This is a genomic window from Kitasatospora sp. NPDC098652 (genome assembly GCF_044760155.1).
Classification (GTDB): domain Bacteria; phylum Actinomycetota; class Actinomycetes; order Streptomycetales; family Streptomycetaceae; genus Kitasatospora.
The window spans coordinates 66,460-89,573 of the sequence record NZ_JBIWAQ010000020.1 but is presented as its reverse complement, the minus strand read 5'-3'; the positions used below and the strand labels follow the sequence as shown (position 1 = coordinate 89,573).

The 23,114-nt window shown below is 73.5% G+C and carries 19 protein-coding genes and 1 riboswitch; of the genes, 12 read left to right on the top strand and 7 right to left on the bottom strand.

Going from position 1 to position 23,114, the window contains the following annotated elements:
* Positions 1 to 77: 77 nt before the first annotated feature.
* Positions 78 to 1,595 carry a glycine hydroxymethyltransferase gene (locus tag ACIQWA_RS32300; protein ID WP_402488440.1) on the bottom strand — a complete coding sequence of 506 codons (1,518 nt, stop codon included), beginning with the start codon at positions 1,593 to 1,595 and terminating at the stop codon, positions 78 to 80.
* A gap of 20 nt (positions 1,596 to 1,615) precedes the next feature.
* Positions 1,616 to 1,710: riboswitch (ZMP/ZTP riboswitch) on the bottom strand.
* Positions 1,711 to 2,016: 306 nt separating this feature from the next.
* Here ACIQWA_RS32300 and ACIQWA_RS32295 point away from each other — a divergent pair.
* The 5 genes from ACIQWA_RS32295 to ACIQWA_RS32275 all read left to right on the top strand — a co-directional run bounded on the left by ACIQWA_RS32295 (position 2,017) and on the right by ACIQWA_RS32275 (position 8,565).
* The gene (locus ACIQWA_RS32295) at positions 2,017 to 2,988 is read left to right on the top strand and encodes an ABC transporter permease (RefSeq protein WP_402488438.1); all 972 of its coding nucleotides are present in this window, start codon (positions 2,017 to 2,019) and stop codon (positions 2,986 to 2,988) included.
* 130 nt (positions 2,989 to 3,118) lie between these two features.
* Positions 3,119 to 4,873 carry an ABC transporter substrate-binding protein gene (locus tag ACIQWA_RS32290; protein WP_402488435.1) on the top strand — a complete coding sequence of 585 codons (1,755 nt, stop codon included), beginning with the start codon at positions 3,119 to 3,121 and terminating at the stop codon, positions 4,871 to 4,873.
* Positions 4,874 to 5,015: 142 nt separating this feature from the next.
* Positions 5,016 to 6,008: an ABC transporter permease gene (locus ACIQWA_RS32285; RefSeq protein ID WP_402488432.1), complete on the top strand. Its 993-nt coding sequence runs from the start codon at positions 5,016 to 5,018 to the stop codon at positions 6,006 to 6,008.
* A gap of 47 nt (positions 6,009 to 6,055) precedes the next feature.
* Positions 6,056 to 7,753, top strand: a complete 1,698-nt coding sequence (locus ACIQWA_RS32280; protein ID WP_402488429.1) for a dipeptide ABC transporter ATP-binding protein — start codon at positions 6,056 to 6,058, stop codon at positions 7,751 to 7,753.
* Between the two features lie 248 nt (positions 7,754 to 8,001).
* Positions 8,002 to 8,565 (top strand): EF-hand domain-containing protein, encoded by a 564-nt coding sequence (locus ACIQWA_RS32275; protein WP_402488426.1) that lies wholly within the window; start codon positions 8,002 to 8,004, stop codon positions 8,563 to 8,565.
* Between the two features lie 130 nt (positions 8,566 to 8,695).
* Here ACIQWA_RS32275 and ACIQWA_RS32270 read toward each other — a convergent pair whose 3' ends face one another.
* Positions 8,696 to 9,736: an EamA family transporter gene (locus ACIQWA_RS32270; RefSeq protein ID WP_402488423.1), complete on the bottom strand. Its 1,041-nt coding sequence runs from the start codon at positions 9,734 to 9,736 to the stop codon at positions 8,696 to 8,698.
* Between the two features lie 136 nt (positions 9,737 to 9,872).
* Between ACIQWA_RS32270 and ACIQWA_RS32265 the strand changes: the two genes are divergently transcribed.
* The 6 genes from ACIQWA_RS32265 (at position 9,873) to ACIQWA_RS32240 (ending at position 14,467) form a co-directional block, all read left to right on the top strand.
* Positions 9,873 to 10,316: a gamma-glutamylcyclotransferase family protein gene (locus ACIQWA_RS32265; RefSeq protein ID WP_360238834.1), complete on the top strand. Its 444-nt coding sequence runs from the start codon at positions 9,873 to 9,875 to the stop codon at positions 10,314 to 10,316.
* Positions 10,317 to 10,488: 172 nt separating this feature from the next.
* Positions 10,489 to 11,730 carry a precorrin-6y C5,15-methyltransferase (decarboxylating) subunit CbiE gene (cbiE, locus tag ACIQWA_RS32260; protein ID WP_402488420.1) on the top strand — a complete coding sequence of 414 codons (1,242 nt, stop codon included), beginning with the start codon at positions 10,489 to 10,491 and terminating at the stop codon, positions 11,728 to 11,730.
* Positions 11,727 to 12,488: a precorrin-4 C(11)-methyltransferase gene (gene cobM, locus ACIQWA_RS32255; protein ID WP_402488418.1), complete on the top strand. Its 762-nt coding sequence runs from the start codon at positions 11,727 to 11,729 to the stop codon at positions 12,486 to 12,488. The genes cbiE and cobM overlap by 4 nt, the downstream gene beginning before the upstream one ends.
* The gene (locus ACIQWA_RS32250; RefSeq protein WP_402488415.1) at positions 12,485 to 13,264 is read left to right on the top strand and encodes a cobalt-precorrin-6A reductase; all 780 of its coding nucleotides are present in this window, start codon (positions 12,485 to 12,487) and stop codon (positions 13,262 to 13,264) included. The genes cobM and ACIQWA_RS32250 overlap by 4 nt, the downstream gene beginning before the upstream one ends.
* Positions 13,265 to 13,321: 57 nt before the next feature.
* A complete protein-coding gene (locus ACIQWA_RS32245) occupies positions 13,322 to 13,870 on the top strand; it encodes a DinB family protein (RefSeq protein ID WP_402488412.1) in 549 nt (182 codons plus the stop codon).
* A 90-nt stretch (positions 13,871 to 13,960) separates the two neighbouring features.
* Positions 13,961 to 14,467 carry a protein phosphatase gene (locus ACIQWA_RS32240; protein ID WP_402488410.1) on the top strand — a complete coding sequence of 169 codons (507 nt, stop codon included), beginning with the start codon at positions 13,961 to 13,963 and terminating at the stop codon, positions 14,465 to 14,467.
* Positions 14,468 to 14,492: 25 nt separating this feature from the next.
* On the opposite strand, the gene ACIQWA_RS32235 is transcribed toward ACIQWA_RS32240, so the two are convergent.
* Both ACIQWA_RS32235 and ACIQWA_RS32230 read right to left on the bottom strand, forming a co-directional pair.
* Entirely contained in the window at positions 14,493 to 16,022 is a 1,530-nt protein-coding gene (locus ACIQWA_RS32235) for a UDP-N-acetylglucosamine 1-carboxyvinyltransferase (protein WP_402488407.1), read from the bottom strand.
* Between the two features lie 193 nt (positions 16,023 to 16,215).
* Positions 16,216 to 17,448, bottom strand: coding sequence for a cobalt-precorrin-5B (C(1))-methyltransferase (locus tag ACIQWA_RS32230; protein WP_402488404.1), 1,233 nt, complete (start codon positions 17,446 to 17,448; stop codon positions 16,216 to 16,218).
* A gap of 302 nt (positions 17,449 to 17,750) precedes the next feature.
* Here ACIQWA_RS32230 and ACIQWA_RS32225 point away from each other — a divergent pair, with 302 nt between their 5' ends.
* Positions 17,751 to 19,490: a TIGR03767 family metallophosphoesterase gene (locus ACIQWA_RS32225; RefSeq protein ID WP_402488401.1), complete on the top strand. Its 1,740-nt coding sequence runs from the start codon at positions 17,751 to 17,753 to the stop codon at positions 19,488 to 19,490.
* Between the two features lie 130 nt (positions 19,491 to 19,620).
* Here ACIQWA_RS32225 and ACIQWA_RS32220 read toward each other — a convergent pair whose 3' ends face one another.
* From ACIQWA_RS32220 to ACIQWA_RS32210, 3 genes are read right to left on the bottom strand one after another with little or no spacing between them, the layout of a single operon-like run.
* A complete protein-coding gene (locus ACIQWA_RS32220; RefSeq protein WP_402488399.1) occupies positions 19,621 to 21,159 on the bottom strand; it encodes a precorrin-2 C(20)-methyltransferase in 1,539 nt (512 codons plus the stop codon).
* Positions 21,156 to 21,782: a precorrin-8X methylmutase gene (locus ACIQWA_RS32215; RefSeq protein ID WP_402488397.1), complete on the bottom strand. Its 627-nt coding sequence runs from the start codon at positions 21,780 to 21,782 to the stop codon at positions 21,156 to 21,158. The genes ACIQWA_RS32220 and ACIQWA_RS32215 overlap by 4 nt, the downstream gene beginning before the upstream one ends.
* Entirely contained in the window at positions 21,779 to 23,110 is a 1,332-nt protein-coding gene (locus tag ACIQWA_RS32210; RefSeq protein WP_402488394.1) for a hypothetical protein, read from the bottom strand. The genes ACIQWA_RS32215 and ACIQWA_RS32210 overlap by 4 nt, the downstream gene beginning before the upstream one ends.
* Between the last annotated feature and the right edge of the window lie 4 nt (positions 23,111 to 23,114).

Sequence of the window (23,114 nt, the reverse complement as noted above, 5' to 3'; positions counted from 1 at the left end):
GCCGGGCCGCCGAACTTCCCTTCGGCGGCCCGGAGCCGCCGCCGTCCGGGCCGTCACGACCGGCGCTGCCGGTCCGGTCAGACCAGGTCGACGCCCGGGTAGAGGGGGAACGGGGCCAGCAGGTCGGCGGCGCGCTTGGCGACACCGTCGCGGAGGGCCTCGTCGAGCGCGTAGTTCGCCTTGGACGGGGCGCCGTTGGCAGCGGTGGTGGGGGTGGTGCCGCGCAGGACGGTGTCGATCAGGGCCGCGATCTCGTCCATCTCGGCGGCGCCCAGGCCGCGGGTGGTCAGCGCCGGGGTACCCAGCCGCACGCCCGAGGTGTACCAGGCGCCGTTCGGGTCCTGCGGGACGGAGTTGCGGTTGGTGACGATGCCCGAGTCCAGCAGCGCCGCCTCGGCCTGACGGCCCGTCAGGCCGTAGCCGGAGACGTCGGCGAGCACCAGGTGGCTGTCGGTGCCGCCGGTGACCAGCTTGCCGCCGCGGCGCAGCAGGCCCTCGGCGAGCGCCCGGGCGTTGTCGACCACGGCCTGGGCGTAGGACCGGAACTCGGGGCGGCGGGCCTCGGCGAGGGCGACGGCCTTGGCGGCCATCACGTGCGAGAGCGGGCCGCCGAGCACCAGCGGGCAGCCGCGGTCGACGTGTTCGGCCAGCTCGGCGGTGCTGAGCACCATGCCGCCGCGCGGGCCGCGCAGGGACTTGTGGGTGGTCGTGGTGACGATGTGGGCGTGCGGCACCGGGTCGTGGTCGCCGGTCAGCACCTTGCCCGCGACCAGGCCGGCGAAGTGCGCCATGTCGACCATGAGGGTCGCGCCGACCTCGTCCGCGATCTCGCGCATCCGGCGGAAGTCCACCAGGCGCGGGTAGGCGGAGTAGCCGGCCACCAGGATCAGCGGGCGGAACTCGCGGGCGGTCTCGCGCAGCGCGTCGTAGTCGATCAGGCCGGTGACCGGGTCGGTGCCGTAGCTGCGCTGCTCGAACATCTTGCCGGAGATGTTGGGCCGGAAGCCGTGGGTGAGGTGGCCGCCGGTGTCCAGCGACATGCCGAGCATCCGCTGGTTGCCGAGCTCCTGGCGCAGCTCGGCCCAGTCCTGCTCGGTGAGGTCGTTGACGTTGCGTACCTTGGCCCGCTCCAGGGCCGGGCTCTCGACCCGCTGGGAGAGCACGGCCCAGAAGGCGGTGAGGTTGGCGTCGATGCCCGAGTGCGGCTGGACGTAGGCGTGTTCGGCGCCGAACAGCTCGCGGGCGTGCTCGGCGGCGATCGCCTCGACGGTGTCGACGTTGCGGCAGCCGGCGTAGAAGCGGCGGCCGACGGTGCCCTCGGCGTACTTGTCGCTGAGCCAGTTGCCCATGGCGAGCAGGACGGCCGGGGAGGCGTAGTTCTCGCTGGCGATCAGCTTGAGCGAGGCGCGCTGGTCCTCCAGCTCCCGGCCGATGGCGGCGGCGATCCGGGGCTCCACGCCGGCCACCACGTCCAGGGCGCTGCGGAAGGAGGTGTCGGCGGCAGGGCTGGCGGTGGTGTGCGGCTGTGCGGGGGTCGGCTGGGGCTGGGGCTGCGACTGCGCGGGGGTCCGGTCGGACTCGGGGTGCTGGGCCATGGCGGTCTCCTGGTGGGGATGCGGGCGGCCCAGGCGCTCGGCAACGACGTGAGGATTCACGGGACCGCTTCCCGATGGTCGATTCCATCCCTACGCGCCAGTCGCGGTCCTCCGGGATCGTACCAATACCCCGGGGACTGTGGCGGAGGTCTCAGAATGCGGAACGGGCGGTCCGCTTCGATGCGGTATGTCCGTTCTCCCGCAACGGCCGTGTTGCGGGGAAATGAAGCCGTCACAATTCCCGAAACAGTCCGGAAGGAATTACCACGAAGCACCTTCCGGTGATTTGCGGAAGGCCGGACGCATCCGATCTGATGTCGCTCGAACGGCCGCCGGGAAACCCCCGGGAGCCGGTTCGGAAATGCCCACCAGCGCACCCTCACCCACGGGGCGGCGGAGAAATTCGGGGAGTACGCCTCTCATGGCAGCGGTCGACACAGTCGCAGTTACCGGCCCGGCCCCCGGGCCCGCCGCACCGGGCCTGCTGCGCCGGGTGCTGCGCGACCGGGTCGGCGCCGCCGCCTGCGCCGTCGTCCTGCTGTTCCTGCTGCTCGCCCTGGCCGCGCCGCTGTTCGCCGCCCTGTACGGGAAGAACCCGGTCGAGCACTACGGCCAGAACACTCCGGGCCTGCTCAGCGACGGCGGCCTGCCCGTGCTGCCGAACGGCGGGATATCCGGCGAGTTCTGGTTCGGCCTGGAGCCCGGCCTCGGCCGGGACGTGCTGACCCAGCTGCTGTACGGCATCCGCACCTCGCTGCTGATCGCCTTCGCCGCGGCCGCCGTGACCACCACGCTCGGCGTGCTGGCCGGGGTCGCGGTCGGCTACCTCGGCGGGATCGCGGACCGGCTGTTCGGGTTCCTCGCCAATGTGCTGCTGGCCTTTCCGACCCTGCTCCTGCTGCTCGCGCTCAGCCCGGTGATCCAGTCCCGACTGGTCGATCCGGGCGCCGCGGAACCGGAGTGGATGCAGTTCCTGGTACTGATCCTGGTCTTCTCCGCGTTCGGCTGGATTCCGCTCGCACTTTCCCTCCGGGCCACCGTCCGCTCGCTCCGGGAAAGGGATTTCGTGCAGTCCGCCCGGGCGCAGGGGGCGAGCCGCTTCCACATCGTCGTCCACGAACTGCTGCCGAACGTCCGCTCCCAGCTGATCGTGCACGCCACCATGGCCGTACCGACCTTCGTCGCCTCCGAGGCCGCGCTGTCCTTCCTCGGCGTCGGCGTCACCGAGCCCGTCCCCGACTGGGGGCGGATGATCTCGCGCGGCTCGGAGGTCTTCCAGGCCGACCCGACGTACCTGGTCTTCCCGGGCGCGGCCCTGCTGGTGTTCGTGCTCGCCTTCAACCTGCTCGGCGACGCCGTCCGGGACGCCCTGGACCCGCGCCGCGCCCGCTGAGCTCCTCCGCTTCCCCGCTCCTTCCGCTTCCTCCTTCCTTCCGTTCCCCCCTTCCTTGCGTTTCCCCTCCCCTGATCAACCATCCGAGCCCGCCCCGATCCGAACGAGTCGGGGCAAGGAGAGATTCGTCATGCGCTGGACCAAACCGTCGCTCGCCGTCATCGCCACCGCCCTGCTGGCGACCTCCTGCTCGGCCGGCGCGGGCAGCACCGGCCCCGCTGCCGGCGGGGCCCCGGCCAAGGAGACCTCGCCGCTGACCGCCGCGCTCGGTACCGAGAAGGACAGCGCGGGCCCCGCCCCGGCCGTCCCCGGCGCCCGCCCGGGCGGCACGGTCAACGTGTACAACAGCGTCGAGTTCCGCCACCTGGACCCGCAGAAGGTCTACGCGGGCGCCGGGTACAACGCCTCGCTGCTCTGGGGCCGCCAGCTGACGCAGTACCAGGTCGTCGACGGCAAGGCCAAGCTGGTCGGCGACCTGGCCACCGACACCGGCACCCCGACCGACGGCGGGCGCACCTGGACGTACCGGCTCAAGGACGGCGTGGCCTGGGAGGACGGCAAGCCGATCACCGCCCAGGACGTCAAGTACGGGATCGAGCGCACCTTCGGCAAGGGCTACGAGGTCGGCCCGCCGTACTGGCCGCAGTGGCTCACCGGCGAGGCCAGCTACGAAGCCGCGCGCGCCAAGTACGCCGGACCGCAGGCCGGCGACCTGGACGCGATCCAGACCCCGGACGAGCGCACCCTGGTCCTCCACTTCCCGCAGCCGCAGGCCGACGTGCCGTACATGGCCGCGCAGTCCTCCTCCTCGCCGGTGCGCCGGGACAAGGACACCGGGACGGACTACGACCGGCTGCCGTTCGCCACCGGCCCGTACCGGATCGTCGAGCACGTCCAGAACACCCGCATGGTGCTGGAGCGCAACCCGGCCTGGAAAGCGGACACCGACCCGATCCGCAACCAGTACCCGGACAGGTTCGTGTTCACGTACGGCAAGGAGGCGCTCAACGGCAACCAGCAGATCCTCTCCGGGCGGGACGGCGGCGCCGACGCCACCACCGCCTCCGACGAGCTCTCCCCCGAGCTGTACCAGACCACCGACACCGACCCCAAGGCCAAGGACCTGGTCGTCTCCGGCCGCCGGGGCGCCTTCGTCACCCAGCTGGTGATCAACAACGAGCGGGTGCCGGACATCCAGGTGCGCAGGGCGCTCAACCTCGCCTACCCGCGCCAGCAGGCCCGGCAGGTCCAGGGCGGCTCCCGGACCGGCGAGCTGGCCACCACGCTCAGCTCGCCCGCGCTGATCGACTGGCAGAAGTACGACCTCGACCCGGCCCCGCCCGCGGGCGACCCGGAGGCCGCCAAAGCCGCGCTCGCCAAGGCCGCGCAGGCGCCGACGAGCCTGACCTACGCGTACAAGAACACCCCGGACGGACAGCGCGTCGCCCAGGTGCTGGTGGACGGCTTCGGCAAGGCGGGCATCACCGTGGTGCCCAAGCCGATCGACCCCAAGGCCTTCCTGGACGAGGTGCACCGGGCGGACTCCCCGTACGACCTGTTCGAGGAGACCAGCTCCGTCGACTGGCCCACCCCGTCCACGCTGATCCCGTTCTCCTTCGACGGCCGGGCCGGCAGCGACATCAACTCCGCGCGCTACCGCAACCCTGCGGTCGACAAGGAGATCGACCGGATCAACCAGATCGGCGAGCCGCGCGCCAAGGCCAAGGAGCTGTACGCGCTGGAGCAGACCGTGATGAAGGACCTGCCGGTGCTGCCGCTCACCTACCCGACGGTCAACCAGCTGCGCGGCAGCAACGTCGGCGGGGCGGTCATCCACCCGATCTACGGGGCGGTCGGGCTGACCTGGCTGTACCTGAAGTCCTGAGGGGCTGAGGACTGAGGGCCTGAGGTCCGTTCCCGCTGCCCGGTGCCCGCTGCCCGCTGCCCGCGGGAACGGACCTCCCTGATCTGCGCGCGTCCCGCTCCCGTCCTGCTCCCGTCCCCGTCCCGTCGACCCCGGATCGGCCATGCTCTCCTTCGCCCTGCGGCGGACCCTCCAGGCGCTCGGCGTCCTGCTCGCGGTCTCCGCCGCCGCCTTCGCCCTCTTCTACGCCGCGCCCGCCGACCCCGCCCGGGCCGCCTGCGGCCCGCGCTGCGACAGCGGACAGATCGCGGCGGTGCGCCAGAGTATGGGCCTGGACCAGCCGCTGCTCGCCCAGTACACCGACTACCTGGCCGGCGTGGTCGCCGGGCGGGACGTCAACGACGTGGACGGCTCGGTCATCCACTGCGCGGCCCCCTGCCTCGGCTACTCCTACCGGCTGCACCAGCCCGTCACCGAGGCGCTGGCCGAACACCTGCCGGTCACCTTCTCGCTGACCGCCGGGGCGCTCGCCGTCCTGCTGGTCCTCGGCCTCGGCACCGGGTTCGTCTCCGCGCTGCGGCACGGCCGCCGCACCGACCGGCTGCTGTCCGGCTTCACCCTGGTCGGCGCGAGCGTGCAGATCTACTTCCTCGGCTACCTCGCGCAGTGGGCGCTGGTGTACTCGACGGGCCTGCTGCCGCTGCCCTCCTACACCCCGCCGGGCGAGGACCCGGCGGCCTGGGCGGGCGGGATGCTGCTCCCCTGGCTCGTCCTCGGCTTCGTCAACTCGGCCGTGTTCGCCCGGCTCTCGCGCTCCCAGCTGCTGGAGACCATGAACGAGGAGTACGTCCGCACCGCCCGCGGCAAGGGGCTGGGGCGGCTGCGCGCCCACCTCAAGTACACCTCGCGCGGGGCCGCCGGTCCGCTGGTGCAGCTGCTCGGGCTGGAGGCCGGGGTGCTGCTCGGCGGGGCGGTGATCACCGAGACGGTGTTCGGGCTGAACGGGGTCGGCCGGTTCGCCGCCCAGGCGGTGTCCGGGCAGGACCTGCCGGCCGTGGTCGGCGCGGTGCTGCTGGCCGCCTGCTTCGTGGTGCTGTTCGTCGCGCTGGCGGACCTGGCGGTGGCCTGGCTCGACCCGCGCATCCGGCTGGGCTGAGAGGAACCACAACGATGAAGTCTCCCGAATCCCAAGGTGGTCATCCGGTGAACGCCGAACCGGTGCTCAGTGTGCGGGACTTGACGGTCGAGTTCGCCGATCCGCGCGGCGGCGCCCCGGTGACCGCCGTCCGGGGCCTGTCCTTCGACCTCGCGGCGGGTGAAGTCCTCGGCCTGGTCGGCGAGTCGGGCTCCGGGAAGTCCACCGTCGGGCTGGCCCTGCTCGGGCTGCACGAACCGCGGACCACCACCGTCACCGGCTCGATCCGGCTGGACGGAACGGAGTTGGTGGGCGCCGGGGAGTCCGTACTGCGCGGCGTCCGGGGCGGCCGGGCCGCACTGGTCTTCCAGGACGCGCTCACCTCGCTCAGCCCCTTCCACGGCGTCGGCGCCCAACTCGCCGAGATGTACCGGCTGCACCACCCGGAGGCCGGGCGGACCGAGGCCCGCCGACAGGCCGCCGCGATGCTCGACCGGGTCGGCATCCCCGCCGCCCGGCTGCGCGACTACCCGCACCAGTTCTCCGGCGGGATGCGGCAGCGGGTGATGATCGCGATGGCGCTGATGAACGACCCCAAGCTGCTGGTCGCGGACGAGCCCACCACCGCACTGGACGCCCGGGTCCAGCGCCAGGTCCTCGACCTGCTGGGCGAGTTGCAGCGCGAGCACGGCACGGCGGTGCTGCTGGTCAGCCACGACCTCGGCGTGGTCGCCGGGACGACGGACCGCACCCTGGTGCTGCGCGACGGCGCCGAGGTCGAGTCCGCGCCGACCGGCGAGCTGCTCGCCGCGCCGCGCCGCCCGTACACCCGCGCCCTGGTGGGTGCGGCGTTGCGGCTGGACTCGGTACCGGGCAGCGCGCTTCCGACGGTCGACGATCCGTCGCCCACACGGAAGTTCGCGCCCAGGCCGACGGCGGCCGGGCGTCCTGGGCACCTCGGGCGTCCCGAGCGCCCCGAGCGCCCTGGGCGGTGGCTGGTGGAGGTGGAGGAGCTCTCCGTGCACTTCCCCGGGCGGCGGCGCCTGCCCTCGCTCCGGGCCGAGCCGGTCCGGGCGGTGGAGGGGGTGAGCCTGCGGATCGGACCGGGCGAGACGCTCGGGCTGGTCGGCGAGTCCGGCTCCGGCAAGTCCACCACCTCCCGGGTGCTGGCCGGGCTGCAACGCCCCACCGGCGGACGGGTCCGCTACGACGGCCAGGACGCCACCCGACCGGACCGGGAGCTGCGCCGCCGGCTCAGCCGGGAGATCCAGCTGGTCTTCCAGGACCCGTACGCCTCGCTCAACCCGCGCCGCACCGTCGCCCAGACCCTCGACACCCCGCTGCGGCTGCACACCCCGCTGGACGCGGCGCAGCGGCGCGAGCGCGCGGCCGAGCTGCTGGAGCAGGTCGGGCTGCCCGCCGGGCACCTGGACCGCTACCCGCACGAGTTCTCCGGCGGGCAGCGGCAGCGGATCGGCATCGCCCGGGCCCTGGCGCCCGAACCGCGGCTGATCATCGCGGACGAGCCGGTCTCGGCGCTCGACGTGTCGGTGCAGGCGCAGGTGCTCAACCTGCTGATGGAGCTGCGGGAGCGGCTCGGTGTCGCCTTCCTGTTCGTCTCGCACGACCTCGCGGTGGTGCGGCACTTCTGCGACCGGGTGGCGGTGATGCACCGGGGGCGGCTGGTGGAGTCGACCGACCGGGAGCGGCTGTTCGAGGCGCCGCACACCGAGTACACCCGGGAGTTGCTGGCGGCGGCGCACTGAAGGCGGGTGCCGGGGCGGCGGGGCAGGGGTGGCGGCGCGGCGGCCGGAGTCGTACGTCTGGGCCGACCACCAGAGGGCCGACCACCAGAGGGCTGAGCACCAGAGGGCTGAGCAGCCGCCCGGGCGCCGCCGTTCGAGTTTCGTTCTGCTGCGCGAGCGCGGCTCCAGGCGTTAGCGTGCTGGCGACGTGACGTCGCTCAACGCGCCGCGGACGTGGAGCCGCAGCGCCGGCCACCGAAGGGGGCACATTGTCGGACGACCTGCTCATCGCGAAGATCAATCACGGTTTCGACCACCTCGACGCCGACGGGGACGGTCTGCTCACCGAGCGGGACCACGTGCTGATGGGCCACTCGGTGGCCCGCTCGCTCGGCCACCAGGAGGGTTCGGAGGCGGAGGCCGTGATCGTCCGCGCCTACCTGACGGTCTGGCACGACCTGCACCTCGTCGGAAAGCCCGCCGGCACGGAGGCCATCACCCGCGAGCAGTTCGTCGCCTCGACCAGCGCACTCGCCGACGATCCGCAGGCCGCCCGGGAGATCCTCGGCGCCCTGGCCGAGGCCTTCCTCGCCGTCGCCGACGCCGACCGCAGCGGCACCGTGGACGCCGGCGAGTTCTTCGTGTTCCAGCGCGGCCACTTCGCCGGGCTCTGCCGTGACGACGCGGACGAGGCCTTCCGCCACCTCGACCTCGACGGGGACGGGACACTGTCGGCCGCCGAGTTCACCAGCGCGATCGTCGAGTACTGGACCAGCCGCGACCCGGACGCACCGGGCAACTGGTGGACGGGGAAGCCGCCCGCCGCGCTCTGACCGCGCGGGCGCGGGCACGGGCCTGTACGGGCGCGGGCGCGGGCTCGGAGCCCGGCGCGGGCGCGGGCGCGGATACGGGCGGATCGTCCGGGTCAGCCGGTCGGGACGATCTGCCCGGCCGCGGTGCCGATCAGCGCCGACCGGCCTTCGACGGACCCCGGCTGACGCTCACCACCAGGCAGACCCCGGCCACCACGATCGCCCCGCCCACCAGGGTCGGCCCGGTCAGCGGCTCGGCCAGGATCAGCCAGCCCAGCAGCACCGCGACCACCGGGTTCACGTACGCGTAGGTACCCACCAGGGTCAGCGGGGCCGAGCGCAGCAGCCAGGCGTACGCGGTGAAGGCGAGCAGCGAGCCGAACAGCACCAGGTAGGCGAGGGCCAGCCAGGACCGGCCGGAGATGGCCCCCGGGTCGAACCCGTGCTGCTCGCCGCGGGCCAGCCCGACCAGCAGGTCGCAGAGGCCACCGGCCAGCATCTGGTACGCGCTCGCCGCGAGCACGTTGCCCGGCATCGGGATCTTCTTGCTCGCGAAGGAGCCGGCCGCCCAGCACAGCGTGGCGCTGATGATCAGAACCACACCCAGCGGCTCGATCGAGCCGCCGATCGCGGGGGCGGACAGCACGCCGAGGCCCACCAGGCCGAGCAGCACCCCGGCCAGCTCGGCGCGCTTCGGGCGCTCCCCGCCGCCGAAGGCCGTCAGCACGACCATCCAGAGCGGCACCGCGGCGACCAGCAGGGCGGTCAGTCCGGAGGGGACGGAGGTCTCGCCGAGCACCACCAGGCCGTTGCCGCCGGTCAGCAGCAGCAGGCCGACCAGGGCCGCGGAGGCCAGCTGGCGACGGCTCACCCGCAGGCCGGCCGGGCCCTGGCGGATCAGCAGGAAGCCGACCAGCAGCAGTCCGGCGGTGAGGAAGCGGGCGGCGGCCGAGAAGAAGGAGGGCATCGTCTCGACCACGATCCGGATCCCGAGGTAGGTCGAGCCCCAGACCACGTAGACCACGGCGAGGGCCGCCCAGACCGCGCCGGAGAGCCGGGCGGCGGGGGCGGGGGCTGCGGCGGTGGCGGCGGCAGGCACAGCGGCAGGCGCGGTGGCGGGGGCGGCGGCGGTGGAACCGGGCGGGGTGCTGCCGGGGGTCGCTGCTGGTGACGGCGAGGCGGGCGATGTCATGTGTGTCCCCCTAGGACGGTGCTGGCCGAATATCCGATATGACAGCGCATCGGCGGCCCGGAGCGCCAGTGGGTTCCACGGATCGGTCGGCTGCACGTACCGTGGGCGCTCCCCCCCAGCGAGGAGGTCGAACCCCGTGTCCGCGCCCGAGCAGGCCCCACCGGCGGAAGCGGCCCTGCCGTTCTTCGTGTACGGCACCCTGCGCAGCGGCGGCCGCAACCACGCCGTCCACCTGGCCGGACGCTGCGCCGCGATCCGCCCGGCGGTACTGGAGGGCGCCGCCCTGCACGAGGGCCCGGGGTTCCCGTACGCGGTGCCGGACCCGACGCCCGGGCGCCGGGTCGTCGGCGAACTGGTCACCGTACGCCCTGGCGCTTACCCCGGGGCGCTCGCGGCCCTGGACCGGCTGGAGGAGTGCCGGGCGGACGGTACGGGGCTGTATGTGCGGCGCCGGCTGGTGGTCCGGACGGCGGCGGGCGAACCGTGCGAGGCCTGGGTGTACCTCGCCGGACCGGCGGCCGAGGCACGGTTGCGGGCCCGGCCCGCGCTGATCCCCTCGGGGGACTGGGCCGACCGGTGAGGGCCGGCAGGTGACAGCGTTCAACTTTCAGATTTCAGATTTCAGATGTTGAAATCTGAAATCTGAAAGTTGAACGCTGAAAGTTGAAACCTGTCAGCCCACCGGGCTGCCGCCCGCAGACCGCCAGGTAGGCTGCCCCGGCCAGCAGGAACGAACCACGAGGAGCCACCCGGTGCCCGAGCTGCCCCCTCCGATCACCGTCGTCGGGATCGGGGCCGACGGCTGGCCCGGCCTCGCCACCGGATCCCGGGCCGCGCTGCAGTCCGCCGAGGTGGTCATCGGCGGCCCCCGGCAGCTGGAGCTGCTCCCCCGCGACGCCGTCCCCGCCGAGCGCCTCGCCTGGCCGTCCCCGCTGCGCCCGGCCGTCCCGGGGCTGCTCGCCGAGCACGCCGGGCGCCGCATCGCCGTACTGGCCAGCGGCGACCCGATGTTCTTCGGGATCGGTCGCACCCTCGCCGAGACCGTCGGAGCCGAGCGGCTGCGCGTCCTGCCGCACCCCTCCTCCGTCTCCTACGCCTGCGCCCGGCTCGGCTGGCCGCTGGAGGCGACCGAGGTGGTCAGCCTGGTCGGCCGGCCGCCGGCCACCCTCACCCTCGCCCTCCACCCCGGCCGCCGGCTGCTGGTGCTCAGCGCCGACGCCGGCACCCCCGCCGCCGTCGCCGCCCTGCTCACCGAGCACGGCTTCGGCACCGCCCGGCTGCGCGTGCTGGAGCAACTCGGCGACGACGCCCGCGAGCGGGAGCTCGACGGCCGCGCCGACGAGTGGCCGCACCCGCCCGGCGACCCGCTGAACCTGATCGCCGTCGAACTCGGCGAGGGCCCGCGCAGCTCGCTCGTCCCCGGTCTGCCCGACGAGGCGTACGAGAGCGACGGCCAGCTCACCAAGCGGCACGTCCGCGCGGCCACCCTGGCCACCCTCGCCCCCTCCCCCGGCGAACTGCTCTGGGACGTCGGCGGCGGCTCCGGCTCGATCGCCGTCGAGTGGCTGCGCGCCCACCGGGACTGCCAGGCCGTCAGCATCGAGCGCGACCCCGTCCGGGCCGAACGGATCGCCCGCAACGCCACCGCGCTGGGCGTGCCCCGGCTCCGGGTGGTGACCGGCCGCGCCCCCGATGTACTCGTCGAACTCCCCACCCCCGACGCCGTGTTCATCGGCGGCGGCCTCACCGCCCCCGGTCTGCTGGAGAGTTGCTGGGCCGCACTGCGCCCCGGCGGACGGCTGGTCGCCAACACCGTGACGCTGGAGTCCGAGGCGCTGCTCACCGAGTGGTACCGGCGCCACGGCGGGGAGTTGGTCAAACTGGCCGTCGCCCACGCCGTCCCGGTCGGTGGTTTCACCGGGTGGCGGCAGGCCATGCCGGTCACCCAGTGGTCCGCCGTCAAGCCCAACACCCCCCAGGAGGACGCCTCGTGACCGTCTACTTCATCGGAGCCGGCCCGGGCGCCGCCGACCTGATCACCCTGCGCGGCCAGCGCCTCCTGGCCCGCGCCGAGGTCTGCCTCTACGCCGGCAGCCTCGTCCCGCGCGAGCTGCTGGACGAGTGCCCGCCCGGCGCCCGGCTGGTCGACACCGCCCAGCTCAACCTGGACCAGATCGTCGCCGAGCTGGTCGCCGCGCACGAGGCCGGCCAGGACGTGGCCAGGCTGCACTCCGGAGACCCCTCCGTCTTCTCCGCCGTCGCCGAGCAGATGCGCCGGCTGGACGCGGCCGGGGTGCCGTACGAGGTGGTCCCCGGCGTTCCCGCCTTCGCCGCCGCCGCGGCCGCGTTGAAGCGGGAGTTGACGGTGCCGACCGTCGGCCAGACCGTCATCCTCACCCGGATCGCCAAGCGCGCCACCCCGATGCCGGAGGGCGAGGACCTCGCCACCCTCGGCCGCAGCGGCGCCCTGCTGGTGCTGCACCTGGCCGCCGGCTACGTGGACGACGTGGTCGAGCAGTTGCTCCCGCACTACGGCGCCGACTGCCCGGCGGCCGTGGTCGCGATGGCCAGCCGCCCCGACGAGCTGGTGCTGCGCGGCACGCTGGCCGACATCGCCGGGCAGGTCAAGGCGGCGGGCGTGGTGCGCACCGCCGTCATCCTGGTCGGCCGCACCCTCGCCGCCGAGCAGTTCCGCGACAGCCACCTCTACTCGGCGGACCGCGAGCGGCCGCACGAGCCCTGCGGCGCATGAGTCGACCGGACCGGGCGTCCGCGCCCCTCCACCGACCGACCCACGTACTGGTCCTCGGCGGGACGACGGAGGGGCGGGCGCTGGCCGCCGCACTGGACGGCCGGCCGGGCCTGCGGGTCACCAGTTCGCTGGCCGGGCGGGTCGCCCGACCCCGGCTGCCCGTCGGCGAGGTGCGGATCGGCGGCTTCGGCGGACCGGACGGGCTGGCCGACTGGCTGAGGACCGAGGCGGTGGACGCCGTGGTCGACGCCACCCACCCGTTCGCCGCCGGGATGTCGCACAACGCCGCCCTCGCGGCCGCCGCCACCGGCGTCCCGCTGCTGGTGCTGCGCCGCCCCGGTTTCGCGCCCGTCCCCGGGGACCGCTGGCACCTCGTCCCCTCCCTCACGGCCGCCGCCGAGCTGCTGCCCGGCCTCGGCCGCCGGGTCTTCCTCAGCTCCGGCCGCCAGGGCATCGCCGCCTTCGCCCACCTGGACGGACTGCACTTCCTGGCCCGCTCGGTGGACCCGCCGGAGCCGCCGCTGCCGCCCTCGCTCCAAGTCCTGCTGGACCGCGGCCCGTTCACCCTCGACGGCGAGCGGGCGCTGCTGCGCGAGCACCGGATCGACGTGGTGGTCACCAAGGACAGCGGCGGCACCGCGACCGCGCCCAAGCTGACCGCCGCCCGTGAACTCGGGCTGCCCGTGGTCGTGGTGGAACGCCCGCCCGTTCCGGCGGGCCTGCCGGTGGCACCGGACGTGGCGGGCGCGGTGCGCTGGCTGGAGCGGTCGGCCTGACGCGTCCACCCAGTGGAGTGGTCAGCGGCGCCGCCGACCGCCCGGCACGATGGCGCGATGACCGCTGATCAGCGCGCCTCCACCCTGCACACCTCCACCCTGCGCACCACCACCCTGCGGACCGCCACCCTGCGGACCGCCGACGAACGGGCCACCCTGGCGAGCTTCCTCGACCACCAGCGCGACACCCTGGCGATGAAGTGCGCCGGGCTGAGCCCCGAACAACTCCGCAGCCGGGTACTGGAACCCTCCGGGCTCTCCCTCCTCGGCCTGGTCCGCCACCTCGCCGAGGTGGAGCACAGTTGGTTCCGCAACGTCCTCGCCGACGAGGCCGTTCCGGGCTTCTGGAAGAACCCCGACGGCAGCTTCGCCGAGTGGGACGCCGAGACCGCCGACCCGGAGGAGGCCTTCGCGATCTGGCGCCGCGAGTGCGCGCACGCGCGGGAACTCGTCGCCGCCGCGGAGTCGTTGGACGTCCAGGGCCGTTACGGCGAGGAGGTGTTCTCGCTGCGCTGGATCCTCACCCACATGATCGAGGAGTATGCCCGCCACAACGGCCACGCCGACCTCCTGCGCGAGCACCTCGACGGCAGCACGGGCGAGTAGCCGCACGGGCGAGGAGGCACGCGGGCGAGAACGCACGCGAGCGAGGAGACGTACGGGGGCCGACGCGTCGCCGGGCCGGAAGGAGCAGGAATGCGGACCCGCCAGAATGACCGCGACGTCCACGGGCCGCAGGAGCCCTGGAACGAGATCGTCCCCGGGCTCTGGATGGGCGGACACTACTGCACCCCGCCCGGCGGTGAGCTCCAACCCGTCGTCGCCGGGCGGCAGTTCGACCTGGTCGTCAGCCTCTTCACGCTCCCCGGCCACGGCCCGGCCCCGGGGGTCGAGCACGTCGTCCGGGAGGTGCCCGACCGGCCGCTCTCCCCCGGTCAGCTGCTCGCCGTCCAGGAGGCCGCGGAACTCACCACCGCCGCCGTACGCGGGGGCCGCCGGACGCTGGTGCGCTGCCACTCGGGCTACAACCGCTCGGGCCTGGTGGTCGCCCAGGCGATGGTCGGCCTCGGGCACGAGCCGGACGGGGCGGTCCGGCTGACCCGGGAGCGGCGCTCGCCCTGGGCGCTGAACAACCAGGTGTTCGTGGAGTACCTGAACACCGGGTTGGACGTGGCGATCCTGCTGACCGGCCTCAGTAGCTGAGGCCGGCCAGGAAGATGACGGTCCGTCAGATGTCGCGGAAGGTCTCGATCTGGGCGCCGATGGAGTTGAGGCGCTCGGCGAGGTCCTCGTAACCGCGGTTGATGACGTAGACGTTGCGCAGCACCGAGGTGCCCTGCGCGGCGAGCATCGCGAGCAGGATGACCACGGCCGGGCGCAGTGCGGGCGGGCACATCATCTCGGCGGCGCGCCAGCGGGTCGGGCCCTGGACCAGGACGCGGTGCGGGTCGAGCAGCTTGACGTCCGCGCCGAGCCGGGTCAGCTCGGTGAGGTAGATCGCGCGGTTGTCGTAGACCCAGTCGTGGATCATCGTGGTGCCGTGCGCGGCCGCGGCGATGGCGGCGAAGAACGGCACATTGTCGATGTTGATGCCGGGGAACGGCATCGGGTGGATGGTGTCGATCGGCGCGGTCAGCTTGGAGGGGCGCACGGTGAGGTCGACCAGCCGGGTGTGGCCGTTGTGGGCCCGGTACTCCGGGGTCCGGTCGTAGTCGAGGCCCATGCCCTCCAGCACCGCGAGCTCGATCTCCAGGAACTCGATCGGCACCCGGCGGATCGTCAGCTCGGAGGAGGTGACGACGGCGGCGGCGAGCAGGCTCATCGCCTCCACCGGGTCCTCGGCCGGGGTGTAGTCGACGTCACAGCTGATCTCGGGGACGCCGTGGACGGTGAGGGTGGTGGTACCGATGCCCTCGATCCTCACGCCCAGCTTCTCCAGGAAGAAGCACAGGTCCTGGACCATGTAGTTGGGCGAGGCGTTGCGGATGACGCTCACGCCGTCGTGCCGCGCGGCGGCCAGCAGGGCGTTCTCGGTGACGGTGTCCCCGCGCTCGGTCAGCACGATCGGGCGGTCCAGCGGGGTGCCCGGCTCGACCGAGGCGTGGTAGGCGCCACCGGTGGTGGCGACCTCCAGACCGAAGCGCCGCAGCGCCGTCAGGTGCGGCTGGACGGTGCGGGTGCCGAGGTCGCAGCCGCCCGCGTACGGGATGGCGAAGCGCTGGGCGCGGTGCATCAGCGGGCCGAGGAACATCAGCACGCTGCGGGTGCGGCGGGCCGCCGCGACGTCCATCGCGGCGAGGTCGAGCTCGGCCGGCGGGGTGAGTTCGAGGTCGCGGCCGTCGTTCAGCCAGCGGCTCTTGACGCCGATGCTGGTGAGCACCTCGAGGATGCGGTAGACCTCCTCGATCCGGGCGACGCTGCGGATCGTGGTGCGGCCGGTGGTCAGCAGCGAGGCGCAGAGGATCGCGACGCAGGCGTTCTTGCTGCTGCGGACCTCGATCGCGCCGGAGAGGCGGGTGCCGCCGGTGACCCGCAGGTGCATCGGGCCGGAGTAGCCGAGGGAGACGATCTCGCTGTTGAGGGCATCGCCGATGCGCGCGATCATCTCAAGGCTGACGTTCTGCTTGCCCTGTTCGATGCGGTTGACCGCGCTCTGGCTGGTGCCGAGTGCCTCGCCGAGCTGCGCCTGGGACCAGCCGCGATGCTGGCGCGCGGTACGGATGAGGGTGCCGATACGGGTGAGGTAGTCGCCTGTCACTCGGCAGACCATATCTCATGGTTGAGATGGCACCAGAATCAAGAGTGGGTGCGGCGCCACTTTTGTCCGTTTCTCACCCCGTATGACTCCTGGATCTTCACATCACCACACGAAAGTTCTGAGCTTCCGCTGTACGGGTGAGGCGGCCAACTGGGCGCCGTTCAGGGGCCAACCGCTGTGGGCCGGGCGCCGTTCAGGGGCCGAGCGGCTCCGCCCGGCCGACGACGGCGCCGGCGCGGTCGATGCAGATGACGTCCACCGCGACCGGTGAGCCGCGCAGCACCCCGAGCGCCGTCGCCCGGGCCGCCTCGGCGACCAGGTCCCCCAGCGGCACCCCGGCCGCCCGGCACAACTGCACCGCCTCCAGGCCGGTGTTGGCCGCCGCCACCGCCGCGGCCAGGTCCTCGTCCGCCCCGCCCTGCCGGGCCAGTTCGGCCAGGTAGCCCTTGTCCACCTGGGAGCGCGCCGAGTGCAGGTCGAGGTGCCCGTGGGCGAGCTTGGACAGCTTGGCGAAGCCGCCCGCGATGGTCAGCCGCGGCACCGGGTGGCGCTTGAGGTACTTGAGGACGGCCCCGGCGAAGTCGCCCATGTCCAGCAGGGCGTCCTCGGGCAGTCCGTGCACCGCGACCGCGACCTTCTCCGAGGTCGAACCGGTGCAGCCCGCCACGTGGGTGCGCCCGGCCGCCCGGGCCACGTCCACGCCGCGACGGATCGAGTCGATCCAGGCCGAGCAGGAGTAGGGGACGACGATCCCGGTGGTGCCGAGGATGGACAGCCCGCCGAGGATGCCGAGCCGGGGATTCCAGGTCGAGCGGGCGATCTCCTCGCCGTGGTCGACGGAGATCTCCACCACCACGTCCCCGCCACCGCCGTGCGCCGCCGCCACCTCGGCCACCGCGTCGCGGATCATCTGCCGGGGCACCGGGTTGATCGCGGGCTCACCGACCGCCAGCGGCAGGCCGGCCTTGGTGACGGTGCCGACCCCGGGGCCGGCCCGGAACACCACGCCGGCACCCGGCTCGCCGAGCCTTACGGTCGCGCGGATCAGGGCGCCGTGGGTCACGTCGGGGTCGTCGCCGGCGTCCTTGACCACTCCGGCCGTGGCGGCGACCGGCCGCTGGGCGGCCACGGTCGGGCCGTCGGCGGAGGTCGGGCCGTCGGCGGGCGGCTCGCCGGAGGAGGTCGGGCCGGCGTCGGCGGGCCGCCCGGCGGGGAGGACAAGCTCCTCGACCGCGAGGGCGAAGGCCGGCTGCTGGCCCTTGGGGAGGGTGATGGTCACCGGGTCCGGGAACTCACCGGTGAGCAGCGCCGTGTACGCGGCCTTGGTGGCGGCGGTGGCGCAGGCACCCGTCGTCCAGCCGTGCCGCAGACCGCTGCTCCTCAGCTGGCCGGCCCGGCCTCCCGCCTCGGCTCCCGCTGCGGCCACCTGCGCCTCGCTTCCGCGTTCCGTTCACGCCCGCCCCGACCACCTCGGTCGCACCCGCCGATTCTCCCCCATCCGCACCACCGCCCGGAGCCCGGGGCCGGGGCGTCCGGACGGGGCCGGAGCCCGGCCCGGAGCCGGAGCGGGGAGCCCCCGCCGTTCTCGAACTGTTCTTCGCACGGGTCTCGCTCCGTGCGACTACCAGCGAGTAATCTGTCGCTCCGTTATTTAGCGGGTTCATGACGTGGTCCGGCGACTGGGGCACCCGGCCGGGCTGCCAGTATGTGGGGGTTTCTGTGGCAGGCATGAGACGTCGTACGTTCCTGACCGGCACCTCGGTGGCCGCCGCCTGGTCGGCCCTGTCGCTGGGCGGCGCCCAGCTCGCCACGGCCGCGGGCCGGGACCGGGCGCTGGCAACCACGGCCGCGCGGGCCGTCAACGTCACCGGAACCACCCTGGAGCAGGTGGCCACCCCGACCGGGGCCGGCTCCTACAAGCGACTGGCGGCCGGACCGGGTTGGCCGCTGGTGGTGCGCGGGGAGCTCGCGGCCCCCGGCAGCGGGCGGGACGACCGCCGCACCGGGCTGGCCAGCTTCGTCCAGTTCAGCGACCTGCACCTGGTGGACACCGAGTCCCCGGTGCGCTTCGAGTTCCTGGCCAAGTTCAACGACAGCGCCTACCGGCCGCAGGAGGCCCTGAACGCCCGTGGCGTCTCGGCCCTGGTCGAGCGGGTCAACTCGCTGGCCGGCGGCCCCTACACCGGAATGCCGTTCAGCCTGGTGATGGCCACCGGTGACAACACCGACAACCACGAGCTGGCCGAGCTGGACTGGTACCTCACCGTCATGGGCGGCGGGCGGATGGCCCAGAACACCGGCGACCCGACCCGCTACGAGGGCGTGCAGAACTCCGGCAACTCGGCCTTCTGGAACCCCGAACTCTCCTACGCCGACGCCTACAAGGCGAAGGGCTTCCCGCAGGTGCCCGGCTTCCTGTCCGCGGCCGGCCGGCCCTTCGACGCGCCGGGCCTCAAGACCCCCTGGTACACCACCGTCGGCAACCACGACGACAGCATCGAGGGCTCGCTGCCCGACTTCGGGCTGCTGAACGACCTCTACACGGGCGGGCTCAAGCTGGAGGGCTGCGACGACGCGACCGCCGCCCAGCTGATGGACTCGCTGCGGCGCGACCCGGCGGGCGCCGTCCTGCTGCTCGGCAAGCTGCTCGCGAACGGCGAGGCGGTGCGCCGCATCACCCCGGACGAGCGCCGCCACCCGTTCACCCTCAAGCAGTTCGCCAAGGCCCACCTCGACCCGGCCGTCACCGGCGCCGGACCGTACGGGCACGGCTTCACCTCGGACATGGTGAGCAGCGGCAAGCTCTACTACACCTTCCGGATCTCGGAGAAGGTCCTCGGCATCAGCCTGGACACCACCAACCAGGCCGGATTCGCCGACGGTTCGCTCGGTACCGCTCAACTGCGCTGGCTGGAGCAGCAGTTGAAGAACCACAGCGGGCACTGGTACGACACCAACGGGAACCGGGTGAACGGTGGCAGCACCGACGACGTGATCCTGGTGTTCAGCCACCACACCAGCGGCTCGATGGGCAACCTGCTGCCCGACCCGCGCAACATCTTCGAGAAGCGGCACGACGGCAACGAGTTGGTCGCCCTGCTGCAGCGCTACCCGAACGTGGTCGCCTGGGTGAACGGGCACACCCACATGAACAAGATCACCGCGCACGGCCACGCGGTGCCGGAGCGGGCGTTCTGGGAGATCAACACCGCCTCGCACATCGACTACCCGCAGCACGGGCGGATCATCGAGATCGCGGACAACGGCGACGGCACCCTGTCGCTGTTCACCACGCTGATCGAGTCCTCCGCGCCGTACGCGACGGACTTCGGCAGCACCTCGGACACCAACCTGGCCGCGCTGTACCGGGAGCTCTCGTACAACGACCCCAACGGCCGGGTCTCCGCGCTGCTGGGCGCCGGGGAGGACCACAACACCGAGCTGCTGATCACCAAGCCGACCCGGTGACGGCCGCGGCGGGAACGGGCCGACGGCTCACGACCAACGACAAACGGCTGACGGCTGACGGCTGACAGAAAACAGGGAACAGATAACAGCTGACAGATTTCATTATCTGTCAGCTGTTATCTGTCATTCGTTACACGTCCTCCGGGTACCGCCGGGGCGTCCAGACGACCTCGACCCCGCCGCCCCGCTCGACCGCCCGGGTCTGCGAGGAGCCGATCAGCAGGATGGTCCGCATGTCGACCAGCGCCGGGTCCAGCTCGCCCAGCCGGACGATCCGGATCCGCTCGGTCGGCCCGCCGACGTCGCGGGCCATCACCACCGGGGTCTCCGGCGCGCGGTACTCCAGCAGCAGGTCCCGGGTCAGGCCGACCTGGGTGGTGCGGGACTTCGAGCCCGGGTTGTACAGCGCCAGCACCAGGTCCGCCTCGGCGGCGGCGCGCAGCCGCTTGGCCACCACGTCCCAGGGCTTGAGCCGGTCCGAGAGCGACACCACCGCGTAGTCGTGCCCGAGCGGGGCGCCCGCCCGGGAGGCGGCCGCGTGGGCGGCGGTCATCCCGGGGACGATCCGCACCGGTACGTCCCGGTAGTCCGCCTCGCAAGCGACCTCCAGCACGGCGGTGGCCATCGCGAACACCCCCGGGTCGCCCGAGGACACCACGCAGACCCGGTGCCCGCGCCGGGCGAGGTCCAGGGCGAACTCGGCGCGCTCCGACTCGACCTTGTTGTCCGAACCGTGCCGCCGCTGCCCCGGCCGCTCGGGCACCCGGTCCAGGTAGGTGGTGTAGCCGACCAGGTCGGTGGCCTCGGCCAGCGCACCGCGCGCCTCGGCGGTGAGCCAGAGCGGCCCGGCCGGCCCGGTGCCGACCACGGTCACGCTGCCGACGCCCTCCGCGAGCCGGACGACCGGCTCCAGCGGCGCGACCTTGCTCGGCAGCACCGCCACCGAGAAGTAGGGGACGCTCTCCCCCTCGACCTCGGCGAGCGGGGCGATCCGCTCCCCGTCCATGAAGGCGCGCTCCACGTACTGGGCGTCCTCCAGCCGGCCGGCCCGCTCCAGCGCCCGCCGGACGGCCGGGAAGGTGCGGCCCAGCTTCATGATCACCGCGGAGTCGGCGGCGGCGATCCGCGCCGTGAGCTCCTCCTCGGGCAGCGTGCCGGGAATGACGGTGAGGGTCTCCTCGGCCTCGGTCAGCGGCTGCCCGAGCCGGGCGGCGGCCGCGCTGACCGAGGTCACGCCGGGCACCACCTCGGTCGGGTAGCGGTGCGCGAGGCGCTTGTGCATGTGCTGGTAGGAGCCGTAGAACAGCGGGTCGCCCTCGGCGAGGACGACGACGTCGCGCCCGGCGTCCAGGTGCGCGGCCAGCCGGGCGGCGGCCTCCTCGTAGAACTCGTCCAAGGCGCCCCGGTAGCCGCCGGGGTGGTCGGTGGTCTCCACGGTGAGCGGGTAGACCAGCTTCTCCTCGATCTGACCACCCGTCAGATAGCGCTCGGCGATCGAGCGCGCGATGGAGCGGCCGTGCCGGGCGCTGTGGTACGCCACCACGTCGGCCTTGCCGATGAGTTCGGCCGCGCGGACGGTCACCAGCGAGGGATCGCCCGGGCCGAGCCCGACGCCGTACAGTCGACCGGTGCCCTCGGGCCCGGCGGTGGCGATCTGATGGTCCGTCACTCTTCTTCGCTCGCAATCGCGTTGATGGCGGCCGCGGCGATCGCGCTGCCGCCGCGTCGGCCGCGCACCACCAAGTGCTCCAGGCCGGACGGGTGTTCGGCCAGCGCCTGCTTGGACTCGGCAGCGCCGATGAAGCCGACCGGCACGCCGATCACCGCGGCCGGGCGGGGAGCGCCGGCCTCGATCATCTCCAGCAGCCGGAACAGCGAGGTCGGCGCGTTGCCGACGGCGACCACCGCGCCCTCCAGCCGGGGCAGCCACAGCTCCATGGCCGCCGCGCTGCGGGTGTTGCCCATGGCGCGGGCCAGTTCGGGCACCGAGGGGTCGGTGAGGGTGCAGATCACCTCGTTGTCGGCGGGCAGCCGCCTACGGGTCACCCCGCTCGCCACCATGTTGACGTCGCACAGGATCGGCGCACCGGCGTGCAGCGCCGCGCGCGCCGAGGCGACCACGCCGGGCGAGTACACCAGGTCCTCGACCAGGTCGGTCATCCCGCAGGCGTGGATCATCCGCACCGCGACCTGGGAGACGTCCGCCGGGAGGGCGGCCAGATCGGCCTCCGCACGGATGGTGGCAAAGGACTGGCGGTAGATGGACGCGCCGTCCTTCTCGTACTCGATCACTTCGTGGTCCTCCTGGCCTCGGCGACCGCCTCGGCCATCTCCTCGTTCGTCACGTCCACCGGAACGCCCGCGGGGGTGCCCGCGGTCGTGGCCGGCCCGTTCACCGTCACCCGGTAGCCGTGCCCCGTGGCGAGCACGTCCACCCACTGCCCGGCCGGGTGGCCGCAGCGCCGCTCACAGCCCGACCAGTGGACGGGCAGTGCGCCGCCCCCGGCCTCCAACGCCCCGGCCCCCGACGCCCCGGCCCCCGACGCCCTGGCCCCCGACGCCGCGCGCTCCAACGCCCGGGCCGCGTCGGCCCGTACGTCGGCCAGCGACTTGGCGCAGCCCGGCAACCCGGTGCAGGCGGTGGCCCGCTCCCAGGCCGAGCCGGGCTCGGTCCGCAACCCCGCGGCCGCCAGTGCGGGCAGCCGGTCGGCGGGTGCGCCGGGCAGTACCGCGCCCCGCCAGGGGGTCAGCCGCAGTTCGCCGGTCGAGGCGGCGACCAGCGCCCGCCACTGGCCGGCGTCGGCCCGCCCGAAGCGCATGCCGACCGAGAGCCCGCCGGGCAGCGCACCGACCGCAGGCAGCACACCGGCCGCAGGCAACACACCGACCGGGACGGCGGCGGCCCCGGCGAACGCGGGCAGCGGCACCGTGCCGGGCGGCAGCAACTCGGGCACCTCGCGCAGGTGCCAGGCCTTGCGGCCGCCGCTGCGCAGCGCGCCCAGGAAGGCACGGGCCGCGTCCAGCACGGCCGTCACCTCCCGCCCGGCCTCGACCGGCCGCCCGTGGGAGGCCCGCCCGAGCCGCAGCAGCGCGGGGCCGTCCGGGGCTGCGATCAATGTCACATCGGCGTCGAGCGCGGCGACGTCGCCCCGCCCGTCGTCCAGCGCGAACAGGAACTTGCCGGAGAGTCCGGCCGCCCAGTCGCTCGCGCACAGCCGCGCGTCCAGCTCCCGCACCCAGGCCTGCACATCGGCGTTCCCGGCCGCGTCCAGCCCGGCCAGCGGCGAGGCGACGATGTTGCGCACCCGCTCATGGGTGTCCGAGGGCAGCAGTCCGACGGCGCGCAGCCGGTCGGCGAGTTCGGCCCCGCAGTCCGCGGCCAGGCCGCGGAGTTGGACGTTGCCACGCGAGGTGGTCTCCAACTCCCCGTCGCCCAGGGCCTCCGCGGCCTCGACCAGGGCCAGCGCCTGACGGTCCGTCAGCAGTCCGCCGGGCAGTCGGACCCGGGCGAGGCCGCCGTCGTCGGCGGTGTGCAGGCGAAGGGCCCCGGGGCAGGCGTCGGCGCGCCCCCGGTCGGGCACGGCGGCGCCCGGCGCGGTGGCGTCGGGTGTCGGTGGCATGGCG

Excerpts from the sequence above, each read along its gene's own strand:
- ACIQWA_RS32300 (WP_402488440.1), bottom strand. The coding sequence starts at position 1,595 with ATGGCCCAGCACCCCGAGTCCGACCGGACCCCCGCGCAGTCGCAGCCC.
- ACIQWA_RS32295 (WP_402488438.1), top strand. The coding sequence starts at position 2,017 with ATGGCAGCGGTCGACACAGTCGCAGTTACCGGCCCGGCCCCCGGGCCC.
- ACIQWA_RS32290 (WP_402488435.1), top strand. The coding sequence starts at position 3,119 with ATGCGCTGGACCAAACCGTCGCTCGCCGTCATCGCCACCGCCCTGCTG.
- ACIQWA_RS32285 (WP_402488432.1), top strand. The coding sequence starts at position 5,016 with ATGCTCTCCTTCGCCCTGCGGCGGACCCTCCAGGCGCTCGGCGTCCTG.
- ACIQWA_RS32270 (WP_402488423.1), bottom strand. The coding sequence starts at position 9,736 with ATGACATCGCCCGCCTCGCCGTCACCAGCAGCGACCCCCGGCAGCACC.
- ACIQWA_RS32250 (WP_402488415.1), top strand. The coding sequence starts at position 12,485 with ATGAGTCGACCGGACCGGGCGTCCGCGCCCCTCCACCGACCGACCCAC.
- ACIQWA_RS32245 (WP_402488412.1), top strand. The coding sequence starts at position 13,322 with ATGACCGCTGATCAGCGCGCCTCCACCCTGCACACCTCCACCCTGCGC.
- ACIQWA_RS32240 (WP_402488410.1), top strand. The coding sequence starts at position 13,961 with ATGCGGACCCGCCAGAATGACCGCGACGTCCACGGGCCGCAGGAGCCC.
- ACIQWA_RS32225 (WP_402488401.1), top strand. The coding sequence starts at position 17,751 with ATGAGACGTCGTACGTTCCTGACCGGCACCTCGGTGGCCGCCGCCTGG.
- ACIQWA_RS32210 (WP_402488394.1), bottom strand. The coding sequence starts at position 23,110 with ATGCCACCGACACCCGACGCCACCGCGCCGGGCGCCGCCGTGCCCGAC.